This window comes from Mesorhizobium sp. J428, assembly GCF_024699925.1.
GTDB lineage: Bacteria > Pseudomonadota > Alphaproteobacteria > Rhizobiales > Rhizobiaceae > Mesorhizobium_A.
This window is the reverse complement of the sequence record NZ_JAJOMX010000001.1, coordinates 5145974-5160494: the sequence shown is the minus strand read 5'-3', so window position 1 is coordinate 5160494 and position 14521 is coordinate 5145974. Positions and strand designations below refer to the sequence as shown.

The 14521-nt window shown below is 67.0% G+C and carries 17 protein-coding genes; 9 read left to right on the top strand and 8 right to left on the bottom strand.

Annotation, left to right across the window (positions count from 1 at the left end; genetic code table 11):
• Window positions 1–9 precede the first annotated feature (9 nt).
• Window positions 10–804 carry a phosphoribosylaminoimidazolesuccinocarboxamide synthase gene (gene purC, locus LRS09_RS26020; protein WP_257809948.1) on the bottom strand — a complete coding sequence of 265 codons (795 nt, stop codon included), beginning with the start codon at window positions 802–804 and terminating at the stop codon, window positions 10–12.
• A gap of 267 nt (window positions 805–1071) precedes the next feature.
• Between purC and LRS09_RS26015 the strand changes: the two genes are divergently transcribed.
• Both LRS09_RS26015 and LRS09_RS26010 read left to right on the top strand, forming a co-directional pair.
• Window positions 1072–1392 (top strand): DUF1476 domain-containing protein, encoded by a 321-nt coding sequence (locus LRS09_RS26015; protein ID WP_257809947.1) that lies wholly within the window; start codon window positions 1072–1074, stop codon window positions 1390–1392.
• 113 nt (window positions 1393–1505) lie between these two features.
• Window positions 1506–2276: an HpcH/HpaI aldolase/citrate lyase family protein gene (locus tag LRS09_RS26010; RefSeq protein WP_257809946.1), complete on the top strand. Its 771-nt coding sequence runs from the start codon at window positions 1506–1508 to the stop codon at window positions 2274–2276.
• On the opposite strand, the gene LRS09_RS26005 is transcribed toward LRS09_RS26010, so the two are convergent.
• Window positions 2273–2833 (bottom strand): alpha/beta hydrolase, encoded by a 561-nt coding sequence (locus LRS09_RS26005; RefSeq protein WP_257809945.1) that lies wholly within the window; start codon window positions 2831–2833, stop codon window positions 2273–2275. The two genes, LRS09_RS26010 and LRS09_RS26005, sit on opposite strands and share 4 nt — an antisense overlap.
• A gap of 141 nt (window positions 2834–2974) precedes the next feature.
• On the opposite strand from LRS09_RS26005, the gene LRS09_RS26000 reads away from it, so the two are divergent.
• The gene (locus LRS09_RS26000) at window positions 2975–3865 is read left to right on the top strand and encodes a VOC family protein (protein ID WP_257809944.1); all 891 of its coding nucleotides are present in this window, start codon (window positions 2975–2977) and stop codon (window positions 3863–3865) included.
• 60 nt (window positions 3866–3925) lie between these two features.
• Here LRS09_RS26000 and LRS09_RS25995 read toward each other — a convergent pair whose 3' ends face one another.
• The 6 genes from LRS09_RS25995 to LRS09_RS25970 form a co-directional block, all read right to left on the bottom strand.
• Entirely contained in the window at window positions 3926–4102 is a 177-nt protein-coding gene (locus tag LRS09_RS25995; RefSeq protein ID WP_257809943.1) for a hypothetical protein, read from the bottom strand.
• A gap of 58 nt (window positions 4103–4160) precedes the next feature.
• Window positions 4161–5468, bottom strand: a complete 1308-nt coding sequence (purB, locus tag LRS09_RS25990) for an adenylosuccinate lyase (protein ID WP_257809942.1) — start codon at window positions 5466–5468, stop codon at window positions 4161–4163.
• Window positions 5469–5528: 60 nt separating this feature from the next.
• Window positions 5529–6071: a hypothetical protein gene (locus tag LRS09_RS25985; protein WP_257809941.1), complete on the bottom strand. Its 543-nt coding sequence runs from the start codon at window positions 6069–6071 to the stop codon at window positions 5529–5531.
• A gap of 2 nt (window positions 6072–6073) precedes the next feature.
• Window positions 6074–6796 (bottom strand): DUF2259 domain-containing protein, encoded by a 723-nt coding sequence (locus LRS09_RS25980; RefSeq protein ID WP_257809940.1) that lies wholly within the window; start codon window positions 6794–6796, stop codon window positions 6074–6076.
• Between the two features lie 78 nt (window positions 6797–6874).
• On the bottom strand, window positions 6875–7888 hold the full coding sequence (locus LRS09_RS25975) for a P1 family peptidase (RefSeq protein WP_257809939.1): 1014 nt from the start codon (window positions 7886–7888) through the stop codon (window positions 6875–6877).
• The gene (locus LRS09_RS25970) at window positions 7885–8952 is read right to left on the bottom strand and encodes an ABC transporter substrate-binding protein (protein ID WP_257809938.1); all 1068 of its coding nucleotides are present in this window, start codon (window positions 8950–8952) and stop codon (window positions 7885–7887) included. The genes LRS09_RS25975 and LRS09_RS25970 overlap by 4 nt, the downstream gene beginning before the upstream one ends.
• Window positions 8953–9108: 156 nt before the next feature.
• Between LRS09_RS25970 and LRS09_RS25965 the strand changes: the two genes are divergently transcribed.
• From LRS09_RS25965 to LRS09_RS25940, 6 genes are read left to right on the top strand one after another with little or no spacing between them, the layout of a single operon-like run.
• Window positions 9109–9603: a flavin reductase gene (locus LRS09_RS25965; protein ID WP_257809937.1), complete on the top strand. Its 495-nt coding sequence runs from the start codon at window positions 9109–9111 to the stop codon at window positions 9601–9603.
• 38 nt (window positions 9604–9641) lie between these two features.
• Window positions 9642–10574, top strand: coding sequence for a MoxR family ATPase (locus LRS09_RS25960; protein ID WP_257809936.1), 933 nt, complete (start codon window positions 9642–9644; stop codon window positions 10572–10574).
• A gap of 11 nt (window positions 10575–10585) precedes the next feature.
• Window positions 10586–11842, top strand: coding sequence for a VWA domain-containing protein (locus tag LRS09_RS25955; RefSeq protein WP_257810318.1), 1257 nt, complete (start codon window positions 10586–10588; stop codon window positions 11840–11842).
• 23 nt (window positions 11843–11865) lie between these two features.
• Window positions 11866–12204 carry an XdhC family protein gene (locus LRS09_RS25950; RefSeq protein WP_257809935.1) on the top strand — a complete coding sequence of 113 codons (339 nt, stop codon included), beginning with the start codon at window positions 11866–11868 and terminating at the stop codon, window positions 12202–12204.
• 3 nt (window positions 12205–12207) lie between these two features.
• Entirely contained in the window at window positions 12208–12909 is a 702-nt protein-coding gene (locus tag LRS09_RS25945) for an XdhC family protein (protein ID WP_257809934.1), read from the top strand.
• Window positions 12906–14516: a molybdopterin-binding/glycosyltransferase family 2 protein gene (locus LRS09_RS25940; protein ID WP_257809933.1), complete on the top strand. Its 1611-nt coding sequence runs from the start codon at window positions 12906–12908 to the stop codon at window positions 14514–14516. Before LRS09_RS25945 ends, LRS09_RS25940 begins: the two co-directional genes overlap by 4 nt.
• Window positions 14517–14521 lie beyond the last annotated feature (5 nt).

Here is a 14521-nt window from a genome sequence, read left to right as displayed (position 1 = left end):
GGCGCGCCGTCAGTGCTTGGTGCCCTTGGGCGTGTCGGTCGAGGCGACGAGGACCGGACCCGACGGGCGGGGCGGCTCGTTCTCGTTCATGATGCCGAGGCGGCGGGCCACTTCCTGATAGGCTTCGACCAGACCGCCCATGTCGCGACGGAAGCGGTCCTTGTCGAGCTTGTCCTGGGTGGCGACGTCCCACAGACGGCACGAATCCGGCGAGATCTCGTCGGCGACGACGATGCGCATCATGTCGCCCTCGTAGAGGCGACCGCATTCGATCTTGAAGTCGACCAACTGGATGCCGACGCCGAGGAAGAGGCCGGAGAGGAAGTCGTTGACGCGGATGGCCAGCGCCATGATGTCGTCGATCTCCTGCGGGGAGGCCCAGCCGAAAGCGGTGATGTGCTCTTCCGACACCATCGGGTCGTCGAGGGCGTCTGCCTTGTAGTAGAACTCGATGATCGAGCGCGGCAGGACGGTGCCTTCCTCGATGCCGAGACGCTTGGCCAGCGAGCCGGCGGCGATGTTGCGGACCACGACTTCGAGCGGGATGATCTCGACTTCCTTGATCAGCTGCTCGCGCATGTTGAGACGGCGGATGAAGTGGGTCGGGATGCCCATCCGGTTGAGATGGGTGAAGATATGCTCGGAGATGCGGTTATTGAGCACACCCTTGCCGTCGACCACTTCGTGCTTCTTCTTGTTGAAGGCGGTCGCGTCGTCCTTGAAGAACTGGATGAGCGTGCCCGGCTCGGGTCCTTCATAGAGGATCTTTGCCTTGCCTTCGTAGATGCGTCGGCGACGATTCATGTGCGCTTGTCTCTGTTCTGGACGGCCGGCGGGAATCGGCAGTGTCCGAATCGGCGGCGGGGCGCGCCGCACCCGTGAATTTCAGGGGTGCTCTAGCCTACTCGACCGCTTTCCTCAATCACAATCCGTAACTTCAACGGCTTTGAGGCGCGAGCGCCGCCCGCGGATGGCGCCTGCGACGCCGATACCTGTTGAATTGAAGGGCGATGCCCCATATGGAGGCAACGACATAAGCCTAGTTGGACGCCTAGTTCGGGGAGCATTCCGATGACCAGCATGAAGGACCGGGAAGAGGGCTTCGAGAAGAAGTTCGCCCATGACGAGGAGCTGAAGTTCAAGGCGACCGCGCGCCGCAACAAGCTCCTGGGCGCCTGGGCGGCCGAAAAGCTCGGCAAGTCTGGCGCGGATGCGGAAGCCTACGCCAAGGAGGTCGTGATGGCCGACTTCGAGGAGGCGGGCGACGAGGATGTGTTCCGCAAGCTGCGGGGCGACTTCGACAAGGCCGGCGTGGCCGTGTCCGACCACCAGATCCGCCACGCGATGGCGGAACTGCTCGAGACCGCCGCGAAGCAGATCGCTGGCGCCTGATCGCGCTGCGATCTCCGCTGGACCAACGGACCGCCCGGCTCGCCGGGCGGTTTTCCTTTGCACGGTTCTGAAAGTCGCGGCAGATTGCGTCGCGAAGCCGCCAAGGAACCGTCATGACCCTCGCCGAACGCCTCAACTCCGGAACTGTCTCTTTCACCGCCTGGTCGGGTGTTCCGGATACGCTGACGGTTGAGAGCGTCTCGCGGCTTGGCTTCGAGGTTGTCACGCTCGACATGCAGCACGGCGCGCATCACGAAGACAGCGTCGCGCGCTGCATCCCCTCCATCACTGGTCCGGGCAAGCATTCCGTCATCCGCATTCCCGTCGGCCGCTTCGATATGGCGAGCCGGGCGCTCGACCTCGGCGCCGAGGCCGTGATCGCGCCGATGATCAATTCGGTCGCGGATGCCCGCCGCTTTGCCGCAGCGATGAAGTATCCGCCGGTCGGCGAGCGCTCCTGGGGCCCGACCTTCGGCTTTCCGCGCTCGGGCGTGAAGGACCACGCCGAATGGTTGGCGACGCAGAATGCGCGCACGATCTCGTTCGCGATGATCGAGACGCGCTCCGCCTACGGGCTGCTCAACGAGATCCTCGACGTTCCGGGCATAGACGGCATCTTCGTCGGCCCGTCCGACTTCTCGATCGCCTGGACAAACGGGGCCGCGCTCAATCCCAATCTGGAAGACATGATGGGTGCGGTCGCAGATATCGGCGGGCGCGCGCGGAAGGCCGGCAAGTTCGCCGCGATCTTCGCGACCGACCCGGCGATCTGCGGCCGCTATGCCTCGATGGGCTATCAGATGATCGCCATGGGCAACGAGCAGACCTACATGCGCGTCGGCGCGGAGAACCTGATCGCCGCCGCGCGGGCGGCGATCGGCTAGGCCTGATCGGGCAGGTTCGACAGGAACTGCGCGAAGGCCATCGAGCCCTCGGGCCAGGGGCCGTAGCCGGCCTCGGTGTTCAGGTGTCCGGCCTCGCCGGCGTCGAGATAGAGCGAGCCCCAGGCGTTTGCCAGCTCTTCAGCGATCTCCGGCTTGCAGTACGGATCGTTCCGGCTGCCGATCAGCATCGACGGGAACGGAAGGCGCGTGCGCGGATAGGGCCCGAAGCCGAGGAGCTGCGGCGAGCCGATCTCCGGATCGTCGAGATCGGGAGGGGCGACCAGGAAGGCGCCGTGCGGCCGCCTGGTCATCAGGCCTAGTGCATTGATCACGCTTGCAATACCGAGCGAATGCGCGATCAGCACGACAGGTCGTTCGGCGGCATTGACCACATCGGCGACATTGCTGGCCCAGGCCTCTCGCGCCGGCGCGTCCCAGTCCTTCTGGTGCACGCGCTTCGCCGTCGACAGGCGCTTTTGCCAGCGGGTCTGCCAATGCATGGGCCCCGAGCCGCCCAGGCCGGGAACGATGATGATGTCTGCGTCTTTGGCTTTCATGGCGGCGCATGTAGGCGAGGGGAGCTGCCGGCGCAATGAGGCTGCGCGATTGAACAGCGTGTTCGGGATTTGCGCGCTTGCGGTGAACAATACGCCATACGATCTTCAGACAGATATCGCATCTTGCCGGAGGATCGCGTTGTGACCATCAACCGCAGAACCGTTCTCGGCGGCGCCGGAGCCGCGCTTGTGGGCGGGACGATTGCCGCCCGATCGGAGACCACAATGTCAGACCTTCCCTTCGCCGCCGACGCTCCGACCCATATCGGGCGCATCGGCATCGTCGCGCGCGACGCGGCTGCGATGTCGCAATATTACCAGCAGGTCGTCGGCCTGAAGGAGCTCGCGAACAGCGGCGGGCATATCACGCTCGGCGCCGGCGACCGTCCACTGATGGAGATTGAGCAGTCGAGCGCTGTGCGCCCCGACGATCCGCGTTCGGCCGGCCTTTATCACACTGCCTTCCTGCTGCCCTCCCGTCCGGACCTCGGCCGGTGGATCCGCCACGCGATCGAAAACCGCATCCGGATCGACGGCGTGGCCGACCATCTCGTCTCGGAGGCGATCTACCTGACGGATCCGGAAGGTAACGGCATCGAGATATATGCCGATCGTCCGGCCGAGAGCTGGAACTGGGACGGGAAGTCTGTCCGCATGGCGACCGATCCGCTCGATGCCGAGGGAATCCTGGCCACCGCTGCAGGCGCACCGGACTGGGACGGGGCGCCCGGCAACAGCATCATCGGCCACGTGCACCTGCGCGTGGGCGACGCGGGCGCCGCTGAAAGCTTCTGGAACAAGGACGTCGGCTTCGACACGGTGCTGAACTACGGCGGGCAGGCGGTGTTCCTGTCGACCGGCGGCTACCATCACCATATCGGCGCCAACAGCTGGCAGAGCCGCGGTGCGGGTCCGCGCGACAGGGACCGCACCGGTCTTCAGTGGGTCGAGCTCCTGAACAAGGGGCCGGTCGCCGAACGGAGCCTCTTCGATCCGTGGGGGACTGAGATCATCCTGCGGTCGGAGGCCTGACAAACGAAAGCCCCGCGGCAGGGAGGTCGCGGGGCGTTCGACTGGAAGCGGAAGCGCGGGTCAGTTGCCTTCGATGGTAACCCTCGGCAAGTCGATCTTCATCTGGACAGTGTCCTTGTCGAAGTAGCCGTCGGCATACAGGAACAGCCCAATCGCCGCGGCCACCACGAGTGCTCCGGCGGCGAACCAGCCGATGGAGTTGCCGCCCTGTCGGACGATAAAGTCTTGATCTGCCATTTCGAATGCCCTTGCCTGTTGTTCGGGGCGGAAACGGCGGATGGAGACGAAGGTTCCGTCAAGCGGTTCCGAATACGCGGCGGAAGATCGTGTCGGCGTGCTTGGTGTGATAGCCAAGGTCGAACTTCTCGCGCAGTTCCTCCTCGGAAAGTGCGGCCATCACCTCTTCGTCGGCGAGCAGTTCGGTAAGGAAGTCCTTACCGTCCTCCCACACCCTCATCGCGTTGCGCTGCACAAGGCGGTAGGCGTCCTCGCGGGAAACGCCGGCCTGCGTGAGGGCGAGCAGCACGCGCTGCGAGTGCACGAGGCCGGAGAACTTGTTGAGGTTCTTCAGCATGTTCGCGGGATAGACGACCAGCTTCTCGATGACGCCGGTGAGCCTGGCGAGCGCGAAGTCGAGCGTCACCGTCGCGTCGGGGCCGATCATGCGCTCGACCGAGGAGTGCGAGATGTCGCGCTCGTGCCAGAGCGCGACATTCTCCAGCGCCGGCGTGACCATGCCGCGCACGAGCCGGGCGAGGCCGGTCAGGTTTTCGGTCAGCACCGGATTGCGCTTGTGCGGCATCGCCGACGAACCCTTCTGGCCGGGCGAGAAATACTCCTCCGCCTCCAGCACCTCGGTGCGCTGGAGATGGCGAATCTCGGTCGCGAGCCGTTCGACCGAAGAAGCAACGACGCCGAGGGTGGCGAAGAACATCGCATGGCGGTCGCGCGGAATGACCTGGGTCGAGACCGGCTCCGGCTTGAGGCCGAGCTTCTCGGCTACATGTTCCTCGACGCGCGGATCGATGTTGGCGAAGGTGCCGACGGCGCCTGATATGGCGCAGGTCGCGATCTCCTCACGCGCCGCGACGAGGCGTTCGCGACAGCGCGAGAACTCCGCATAAGCCTGCGCGAGCTTGATGCCGAAGGTGGTCGGCTCGGCGTGGATGCCGTGCGAGCGGCCGATGGTGACTGTTTCCTTGTGCTCGAAGGCGCGAGTTTTCAGCGCTGCGAGCAGTGCGTCCACGTCCGCGATGAGGATATCGGCCGCGCGCTTCAGCTGCACGGCGAGACAGGTGTCGAGCACATCCGACGAGGTCATGCCCTGGTGGACGAAGCGCGAATCCGGACCGATGAACTCGGCAAGATGGGTGAGGAAGGCAATGACGTCATGCTTGGTGACGCGCTCGATCTCATCGATACGGGCGACGTCGAAGGTCGCTGCCCCGCCCTTCTCCCAGATGTTCTTCGCCGCTTCCTTCGGGATGACGCCGATTTCCGCAAGAGCGTCGCAGGCATGCGCCTCGATCTCGAACCAGATGCGGAAACGGGTCTCGGGCGACCAGATGGCGACCATTTCGGGTCGCGAATAACGGGGGATCATCGGCGGGCCTTGCCTTGGCTGTCTTGGAACCGCCGCTCCTAACAGAGGCAGGCGCGATGCTCAACGCATACCGCGCACGTTCCAGAGGCAGGCGGCCACCAGAAGCAGGAAACCGAGCGGAAAATAGACGCGCGTGCCGAGCACAAGGAACTGGTAGACCGCGGCCCCGACGGTGAAGATGAACTGAAAGATCCAGTGCACCGACAAGAACGGGTCGTGCCAGGCTGCATAATACTGGCGGTACTGCAGGCCGATGAAGAACGCTGTTAGCGCGATGGTGCCGATGCCCAGCGCCAGAAAGGTCGCGGCGAAGCCGGCGTCGCGACGGCCGCGCGAGAGGAGACGGCCGAGATAGATGCCGGGCAGGAAGGCGACGAGGCCGCCCGCGGCAAAGAACGATGCGATAAGGGCGATCCGCTCGGGCTCATACCAGCGCATCCAGGCGAGCTTGGCGACCGCCATGAGGCCCATCGCGACGGCCCACACCGCGCTTCCGGCAAGAGTCGTGCGCCAATCAGGCATCGCGCCCGCCAGCGCCCGGCCGGTTCGACCGAGCAGGCTCGTCCGATCGGCCGCGATGCCTGCCTGGCGCGTCGAATTCATGCTCAGAGCCGGCCCGTCACGGCGATCCAGCGATGGTCCGGACCTTCGAAGCCGACCGATCGCACGGCGATCATCACCGCGAAGACGGGATCGCCGCTCTGTGGGTGGAAGGTCTGGATACCGCCGATGCGGTAGCCCTGCGGGCAATTGCGGCTGGCGGGGAGCGAGGTGTCCTCGTGAACGAGCGTCGTCTGCCCGCCCGGCATCGGATCGATCCGCAGGAGGCGGAAGCCGGCGACGTCACCCAATCCTTCGCAACTTCCAGAGGAGACCATCGGGATCTCCTCCAGCCGGAACTCCACCGGCGAATCGATCGGCGGGAAGATCGGGCGCGGATAGGCGGTCATGCGGAACGGGTCGGCGGACAGCTCGGTGACGGCGTTCCAGCCGGCGGTGACGCCCGGATTCGCGGCAAGCGTCGATTCGGGCACGATCGCCTCGCCCTTTTCCCTGGCCTGCGCGCGCGCGGTGGAAACGTCGGCCGCCTCGTCGTCGATCCGGACGCGGATCGGACTGCCGGACACGAAGCTGTCGGTCGCGGTGTCGATGTAGAAGCGGTTGGCATAGGGGAAGCCCGAACCGTCCTGGATTCCGTATTCCTCGAAGGCGAACACCTTGCCGTCCGCGGAGAAGCCGATGACCTGCGGCGTCGCGGTATCGCCCGCGAAGGCCGATGCCGAGGCGAGAAGAGAGACGGCTAGAAGGACAGGGCGGATCATCTGCATCGGACTCCTCCTTGGCGATTTTCAGGTGGCCGATGCTAGCGCAGGGCAGCTTGCGCCGGCGTCAACGAAAGGCGCCGATCACGCGAACTTGTCTCGCCAGGTCGGCAGCAGGTCGTTTTCGGCGGGCGTCGCAAGGTAGACGGCGCGGGCGACCGCGCGCGCCATCGTAGCGCCGGCGGCGGCGTAGAGGTCGATCGCCCCGTCATGGTCGAGCGGCACCTTGCTGCGGCCGGTTGCCAGCGAAAAGATCAGGTCGCCGTCGACCGGTGTGTGCACCGGCCAGATGGCGCGGGCGAAGCCGTCATGCGCGGCGATCGCCAGCCGCTTGGCGGCGGCCTTGGACAGAACCGCATCCGTCGCGATCACGGCGATGGTGGTGTTGGCCCCGGCTTTGGCCATCTCGCGGAACTTGATCCGCATGTCGGAGGCGTCCACCGGCAGCGGGTGGGGATAGCCGAGCCCGCCGAACTCGTCGCCGATCTCGAAGGGCGCGGCCCAGAAGTGCTTCGTCTCGCCGACCGTCACGGAACCGGTGGGGTTCGCGCCGACAAGGGCTGCAACCGTCACCCCGTTCGGCAGCACCGTGGAGGCCGAGCCCAGCCCGCCCTTCAGACCGGCCGACAGGGCACCTGCGCCGGCGCCGGCCGTGCCCAGGTCGAAGCTGGTCGCCGCCGACATGGCGGCCTCGTAGCCGAGCTCACGATACGGCGGATAGCGGCCCCAGCGCTTGTCGCCGCCGTTCTGCAGGTCGAACAGGATGGCGGCGGGAACGATGGGAATGCGATTGTCGCGCACCTGGAAGCCGATGCCCTGCTCGCGAAGTGCTGCCTGCACGCCGGACGCCGCGTCGAGGCCGAAGGCCGAGCCGCCCGACAGGACCAGCGCATTGATCGCCTCGACCGAATTGTGCGGTTCCAGCAGGTCGGTCTCGCGCGTGCCGGGCGCGCCGCCCAACACCTGGACCGAGGCGACGGCGGGCTCGTCGCAGATGATCGCCGTCACGCCGGATTTCAGCTTCGCATCGGAGGCATTGCCGACGCGCAAGCCGGCGACATCGGTGAGGAGATTGGCCGGGCCGGTGCGGAAGGTCATTGCTGGTCCACTTCGATGAATGCGCCGCCGTTATACCTGTAGAGGCGGTAGGGATTGTCGGTCCGGTCGCCGTGATCGTCGAAGCCGACGGGACCGAAGATGGTCGAGAATTCCTGCCCTTCCAGCGCCGAGAGCATATTCGAGCCGCCTGCAAGCACGGCTTTTGCCGCCTGAGCCGCGATCTCGACGCTGGCATAAGCAGGCAGGACATAGCCGTCCGGCTCGACCTTGCCGTCGCGCAGGCGCGCAACCACGGCGGGATCGGCGATCTCTGACCATTCCGGCAGGCCGATCATCAGCGTGCCGGGAGCGAGGTCGATGCCCTCCGACGCAGCGCGCAACACCTCGCCGCCGGCGATGGTGACCTGATAGCCGATCTGGGCCGCGTCGCGGCCGAGGATGGCGACATCGGGCCGGTCACCCGCCACGAAAACATGCGTGGCGCCCGACTTCCGCAGCCGCCCGGCAAGGCCGATCTGGTTGTCGAGCTGCGGACGCAAGGTGTCGATGAAGGCCGCCTTGATGCCGGATTGCTCGAAGGAGAGGCGGAGGCCTTCCGCCAGCTCGCGCGAATAGATGGTGCCGTCGTCGACGATGGCGAAGAGCTCCCCGCGCCAGGCGTGGCCCAGGATGGAGGCGGCCGCCTCGACCTCGTCGTCGGCGCGCGGTGCAAAGCGCACGACGGGCCAGCCGGTCTTTGCCCTTCGGTCGGTCAGCGAGTTGGTGCGCACGCCGGTGGCGACGACGGCGATGCCGGCCTCTTTGAGGATCGGCAGCGCCGCCTCGATCGCCTCCGTGCAGAGGAAGCCGGTGGCGATGACGGCCTTGGCCGCCACGAACGCCTGCGCCGCCGTCTTGCCGCCTTCGGAGGTGCAGGCGTCGTCGGCGATCTCGAGTGTGACGCCAGCGGCTCCCGCCGCGGCTTCGGCTCCCTGCCGGACCTGTTCGCCGAGCATGGCAGACGGGCCGGACAGCGGCGCGGCCACGCCGATCACGACCTCGGCCGCGGACGCCTGGGCGAGCGTTGCGGCAAGGCTGGCGGCGATGATCAGGGCAGGGCGCATCGTTCCCGGGACTATGGCCGCGGCGGCATTGCCCGGCACGTGACGCGCAATCTCGTAGCGGCACAGCCGGGACTAGGCAACATGGCAGGGGCTGTGCTGGCCGCTTGTGGGACGCTGTCCCGAGCTTATATTGATGGCGAAACCGGATATCCCGCCGTGCTGAAGAAAAGCGACATCGATCCGCAGACCTATCGCGATGCCATGGCCCGCTTCGCGGGTGCCGTGCATGTGCTGACCACCGACGGGCCGGCGGGCCGGCGCGGCACCACGATCATCGCGACCTGCTCGGTTTCCGATCACCCGCCGACGATCCTCGCCTGCATCAACCGCGAGAACGTCTCGAACTCCGTGTTCTGGGACAATGGCGTCTTCGCGCTCAACACACTGGCAGGCCAGCATCAGGAGCTGGCGAACGCGTTTTCCGGTCTCACCGGGCTCACGCAGGAGGAGCGATTCGCCAAGGGCGAGTGGACCAGGCTGTCGACAGGTGCGCCGGTGCTCATCGATTCGATGATGAGCCTCGACTGCGAGATCATCGAGACGACCGACATGGCGACCCATCGTGTGCTTTATGGCAAGGTGACAGGGGTGCGCATCGGCGATAGCCTCGAACCGCTGACCTATTTCAATCGCGCCTACCGCGTCCTCTAGGGAATATCGCGCCGGGCCCGCCGGACGGAAAACGCACCATGGCAGATCTCAACCCCCGGGGCGTTCCCCAGTCCATCGACGAAACGCTGGAGATGCTGCGCGCGGCCGATTACGTAGCCGACCGGGCGCTTGCAACCGTGCTGTTCCTCAGCCTGCGCATGAAGCGGCCGCTGTTCCTCGAGGGCGAGGCCGGAGTCGGCAAGACCGAGATCGCCAAGGTGCTCGCCGCCTCGCTCGGCCGCCGGCTGATCCGGCTGCAGTGCTACGAGGGCCTCGACGTGTCATCCGCGGTCTATGAGTGGAACTATGCCGCGCAGATGATAGAGATCCGCATGGACGAGGCGGCCGGCCAGACGGACCGGGATCTGATCGAGCGCAACGTGTTCTCGGACAAGTATCTCATCCGCCGGCCGGTGCTCGACGCGCTGAGCGGCACCAAGGGAGCGGCTCCGGTCTTCCTGATCGACGAGCTCGACCGCACCGACGAGGCCTTCGAGGCCTTCCTGCTCGAGATCCTGTCGGATTTCCAGGTGACGGTGCCCGAACTCGGTACGATCAGAGCGGAGGAGCCGCCGATCGTCATCATCACCACCAATCGCACGCGCGAGATTCACGACGCGCTGAAGCGGCGCTGCCTGTATCACTGGGTCGACTATCCGAATGCCGAGCGCGAGCTGGAGATCGTCAGGCGCAAGGTGCCGCAGGCGAACCGGAGGCTTTCCGAAGAGGTCGTCCGCTTCATCCAGAAGCTGCGCCAGATCGACCTGTTCAAGGCGCCGGGCGTGGCCGAGACGATCGACTGGGCCGGCGCGCTCAACGAACTCGACAAGGTGGCGCTCGATCCCGAAACCGTGTCGGATACGATCGGCGTGCTGCTCAAATATCAGGACGACATCGCACGCATCGAGCAGGGCGAAGGCCGCCGCATCCTCAAGGAGGTCAAGGCGGAGCTTTCGGCGGCGGCGGAGTAGCCGTCGTGGCGATGGGCACCTTCTCTTCGCCGAACACGCCGAAGGAAGCGGTAGCCGACGGCCGCATCGCCGACAACATCGTCTATTTCGCCCGTGCGTTGCGCAAGGCCGGCATGCGCGTTGGTCCGGCCTCTGTGGTCGACGCGATCGATGCGGTGATCACGACCGGCATCGGCACCCGCGACGACTTCTACTGGACGCTGCACGCCGTGCTCGTCACCCGCCACGAGGACCACCCGGTGTTCGACGAGGCGTTCCGGCTGTTCTGGAAGTCGCGCGAGCTAATCGAGAAGATGCTGGCGATGTTCTCGCCGGTGGCGCCCGAGACGCGCCAGAAGGAGAAGCCGCGCGCGGCCGAGACGAGGGTCGGCGACGCGATGTTCGAGGGCCACCGCAAGCGGCAGCAGCCGGAAGAGGTGCCGGAAGTGGAGATCGATGCGCGGCTGACCGTGTCGGGCAACGAGATCCTGCGCGCCAAGGACTTCGCGCAGATGAACGCGCAGGAACTCGACGCGGCCAAACGGGCCATCGCAAACCTCAGGCTGCCCTTCGACCTGGTAAAGACGCGGCGTTTCCGGCCCGATCCGCGCGGCAGCCGGGTCGATCCACGCGCCACCATGCGGTCGGCGCTGCGGACTGGCGGCGACCTGATCCTGCCGAAGTTCCGCGAAGCGCGCGAGATCCATCCGCCGCTGGTGGTGCTGGCCGACATTTCCGGCTCGATGAGCCGGTATTCCAGAATCTTCCTGCATTTTCTTCATGCACTGCTGGAGAAGCGGCGACGGGTCCACACTTTTGCATTCGGCACGCGGCTGACGAACCTGACCAGGCAATTGCGCAACCGCGACCCGGACCAGGCACTGGCGGATGCCGCGGCGAGCGTGCGCGACTGGTCGGGCGGGACGCGTATCGGCGAGACGCTCGCCGAGTTCAACCGGCTGTGGTCGCGGCGTGTGCTGTCGCAGGGCGCGGTGGTTCTGCTGATCACCGACGGGCTAGAACGCGACGATGTCGAGATGCTGGGCGTCGAGATGGATCGGCTGCACAAGAGCTGCCGACGGCTGATCTGGCTGAACCCGCTGCTGCGCTTCGACGGGTTCGAGGCGCGGGCGAGGGGCGTGAGGGCCATGCTGCCGCATGTCGATGAGTTCCGCGCCGTTCATACGCTGAATGCGCTATCTGACCTCTGCGCCTCGCTGTCGGACAGCCGGCCGCGCGAGGCCGATCCGAAACGATGGCTCGCCGCCGCCAACAGGCAGGCGGCGTGAACGAACGACGGGAGGAGCATGCCATGGACATCGCATCGACCCCTGAAGCCAACCTCGATCCTCTGGCGATCGCGGAACGCTGGAAGGCGGCGGGCCGCGACGTGGCGCTCGCCACGGTGGTGGAGACCTGGGGCTCGGCGCCGCGTCCGGTCGGCAGCCATCTCGTCATTGACGCCGACGGCAATTTCCACGGCTCGGTGTCGGGCGGCTGCGTCGAGGGCGCGGTCGTGGCCGAGGCGGTCGACGTGATCGGTTCGGGAAGCCCAAGAATGCTTGAATTCGGCGTTGCGGACGAGACCGCCTGGCGGGTCGGGCTCTCCTGCGGCGGCCGGATCAAGGTCTATGTCGAGCGGCTGGCCTGAGCGATGGACCTCAAGACCCTCCGCGAGTTGAACGAGGCTCGCGCGGCGCGCCGCGCTGCGATCCTGCTCACCGATCTCGCCGACGGTTCCGCCCGGGTGATCCACGAAGGCGAGGAGGTGGCGGGCGAGCTGTCGTCGGCGATCGCCAAGACCTTCCGCTCCGGCGTTTCGGGAACCGTCGAAGCCGACGGCAGGAGCTGGTTCCTGAACGCACACCTGCCGCCGCCGCGCATCGTCGTCATCGGCGCCGTGCATATCAGCCAGGCGCTGGCGCCGATGGCGCGCCTCGCCGGCTACGACCTGGAGGTGATCGACCCGCGCACGGCGTTTGCGACGCCCGAGCGCTTCGAAGGTGTCACGCTCTTCGCAGACTGGCCGGAGACGGTGCTGAAGGAGCGACCGCTCGACGCCTATTGCGCGCTGGCCGCGGTGACGCACGATCCCAAGATCGACGATTTCGCGCTGAAGGCCGCGCTCGACGCGGGTTGCTTCTATGTCGGGGCGCTCGGCAGCCGCAAGACACATGCGAAGCGGGTCGAGCGGCTGGCCGCACTCGGTGCAAGCGAGGCGCAGATCGCGCGTGTCAAGGCGCCGATCGGCCTCGACATAGGTGCGGCGAGCCCGGCCGAGATCGCGGTCGCCGTGCTGGCGCAGATCATCGGCGCGTTCCGCTCGCGGGGCCTCGCGGGCAGAGGTGCTGCGTGAGGTTCGGGCCGATCGCGCTGGGCGAGGCGGAAGGCGCCATCCTGGCGCATGCGACCAGCGTCGGCGACGTCAGGCTGCGCAAGAGCCGCCGCCTGACGAGTGACGACGTCGCAGCACTGCGCGCGGCGGGCCTGACGGAGGTGATCGCTGCCGTGCTCGACCCGGACGACGTGGCGGAGGACGAGGCGGCACTGCGGGTCGCGACGGCGCTGGCGTTTACCGGGATCGCGCCAAAGCCGCCGGCGACGGGACGCGTCAACCTGCATGCCGAGGTCGCCGGCGTCTTTACGGTGGACAGGGCGCTGATCGACGCGATCAACCGGGTCGACCCGGCAGTGACGATTGCCACGGTGCCCGACCACGCCGCGGTCGAGGCCGGCCAGATGGTGGCGACGGTCAAGATCATCCCGTTCGCCGTGCCGGGCAGGGTGCTTGCCGCGCTGGAACTGCTTGCCCAGGGCCGGCCTGCCTTCGACGTCCACCCCTTTGCCGCGAGACGCGTCGGCCTGATCCAGACCGTGCTGCCGACGCTGAAGCCGAGCGTCATGGACAAGACGGCGCGAGTCACCGCCGCGCGGCTTGCCCGGTCCGGCAGCCATATCATTGGCGAGGAGCGCGTGGCTCATCGCGAGGAGGCGCTGGAGCCTGCGATCGCGGCCATGGCCGCGCAGTCGGACATGCTGCTGATCTTCGGCGCGTCGGCAATGTGCGATCCGAACGACGTGATTCCCGCCGCGATCCGTGCAGCCGGCGGCGAGGTGCTGGCCGCCGGCATGCCGGTCGATCCGGGCAATCTGCTGGTGCTCGGGCGGCTGGGCGGCAAGCCGGTGCTCGGCGCGCCCGGCTGTGCGCGCAGCCCGAAGGAGAACGGCTTCGACTGGGTGCTCGACCGCCTGATGGCCGGCCTCGACGTGACGGCGGACGAGATCGCCGGCATGGGGGTAGGAGGGCTGCTGATGGAAATCCCCACCCGGCCCGAGCCGCGCGAGCGCCCGACGCCGACGGCGCAGGCGACCGTGTATGCGGTCGTGTTGGCCGCGGGACGATCGAGCCGCATGGGCGGGCCGAACAAGCTGCTTGCCCTTTTCCATGGCGAGCCGCTGGTGCGGCGCGTCGCCGAGGGCGCGCTGGCGACCGAGGTCGCCGGTGTGACGGTCGTCACCGGGCACCAGGCCGAACGGGTGCGCGCCGCGCTCGACGGCCTTGGCGTCACCTTCACGACGAATCCGGATTTCGTCACAGGCCTGGCGAGTTCGCTCAAGGCGGGCATCGCCGCGCTGCCTGACGAAGCTGCCGGCGCGCTGATCCTGCTCGCCGATATGCCCGAGATCGAGGCGGGGGACCTCGACCGACTGATAGACGCCTTCCGCCGCTCCGGCGGTCGCGCGATCGTGCGCGCGACGCATGAGGGCAAGCGTGGCAATCCCGTGATCCTGCCGCGTGCCGTGTTCGCGGAGGTTGCGCGCATCGAGGGTGACACCGGCGCGCGTCACGTCATCGAGGCGGGCGTGGCGGAGGTGCTCGACGTGGAGCTCGGCCGTTCGGCGAGCCTCGACGTGGATACGCCGGACGCGATGGAGGATGCCGGCGGGGTGCTCCAGGGCTAATCGCA

What these genes read in the sequence shown, in the direction of transcription:
- LRS09_RS25950 (WP_257809935.1), top strand. Translation starts at nt 11,866, where the DNA reads ATGGACATCGCATCGACCCCTGAAGCCAACCTCGATCCTCTGGCGATC.
- LRS09_RS25980 (WP_257809940.1), bottom strand. Translation starts at nt 6,796, where the DNA reads ATGCAGATGATCCGCCCTGTCCTTCTAGCCGTCTCTCTTCTCGCCTCG.
- LRS09_RS25945 (WP_257809934.1), top strand. Translation starts at nt 12,208, where the DNA reads ATGGACCTCAAGACCCTCCGCGAGTTGAACGAGGCTCGCGCGGCGCGC.
- LRS09_RS25960 (WP_257809936.1), top strand. Translation starts at nt 9,642, where the DNA reads ATGGCAGATCTCAACCCCCGGGGCGTTCCCCAGTCCATCGACGAAACG.
- LRS09_RS25995 (WP_257809943.1), bottom strand. Translation starts at nt 4,102, where the DNA reads ATGGCAGATCAAGACTTTATCGTCCGACAGGGCGGCAACTCCATCGGC.
- LRS09_RS26010 (WP_257809946.1), top strand. Translation starts at nt 1,506, where the DNA reads ATGACCCTCGCCGAACGCCTCAACTCCGGAACTGTCTCTTTCACCGCC.
- LRS09_RS26005 (WP_257809945.1), bottom strand. Translation starts at nt 2,833, where the DNA reads ATGAAAGCCAAAGACGCAGACATCATCATCGTTCCCGGCCTGGGCGGC.
- LRS09_RS25985 (WP_257809941.1), bottom strand. Translation starts at nt 6,071, where the DNA reads ATGAATTCGACGCGCCAGGCAGGCATCGCGGCCGATCGGACGAGCCTG.
- purB (WP_257809942.1), bottom strand. Translation starts at nt 5,468, where the DNA reads ATGATCCCCCGTTATTCGCGACCCGAAATGGTCGCCATCTGGTCGCCC.
- LRS09_RS25955 (WP_257810318.1), top strand. Translation starts at nt 10,586, where the DNA reads ATGGGCACCTTCTCTTCGCCGAACACGCCGAAGGAAGCGGTAGCCGAC.
- LRS09_RS25970 (WP_257809938.1), bottom strand. Translation starts at nt 8,952, where the DNA reads ATGCGCCCTGCCCTGATCATCGCCGCCAGCCTTGCCGCAACGCTCGCC.
- purC (WP_257809948.1), bottom strand. Translation starts at nt 804, where the DNA reads ATGAATCGTCGCCGACGCATCTACGAAGGCAAGGCAAAGATCCTCTAT.
- LRS09_RS26015 (WP_257809947.1), top strand. Translation starts at nt 1,072, where the DNA reads ATGACCAGCATGAAGGACCGGGAAGAGGGCTTCGAGAAGAAGTTCGCC.
- LRS09_RS25975 (WP_257809939.1), bottom strand. Translation starts at nt 7,888, where the DNA reads ATGACCTTCCGCACCGGCCCGGCCAATCTCCTCACCGATGTCGCCGGC.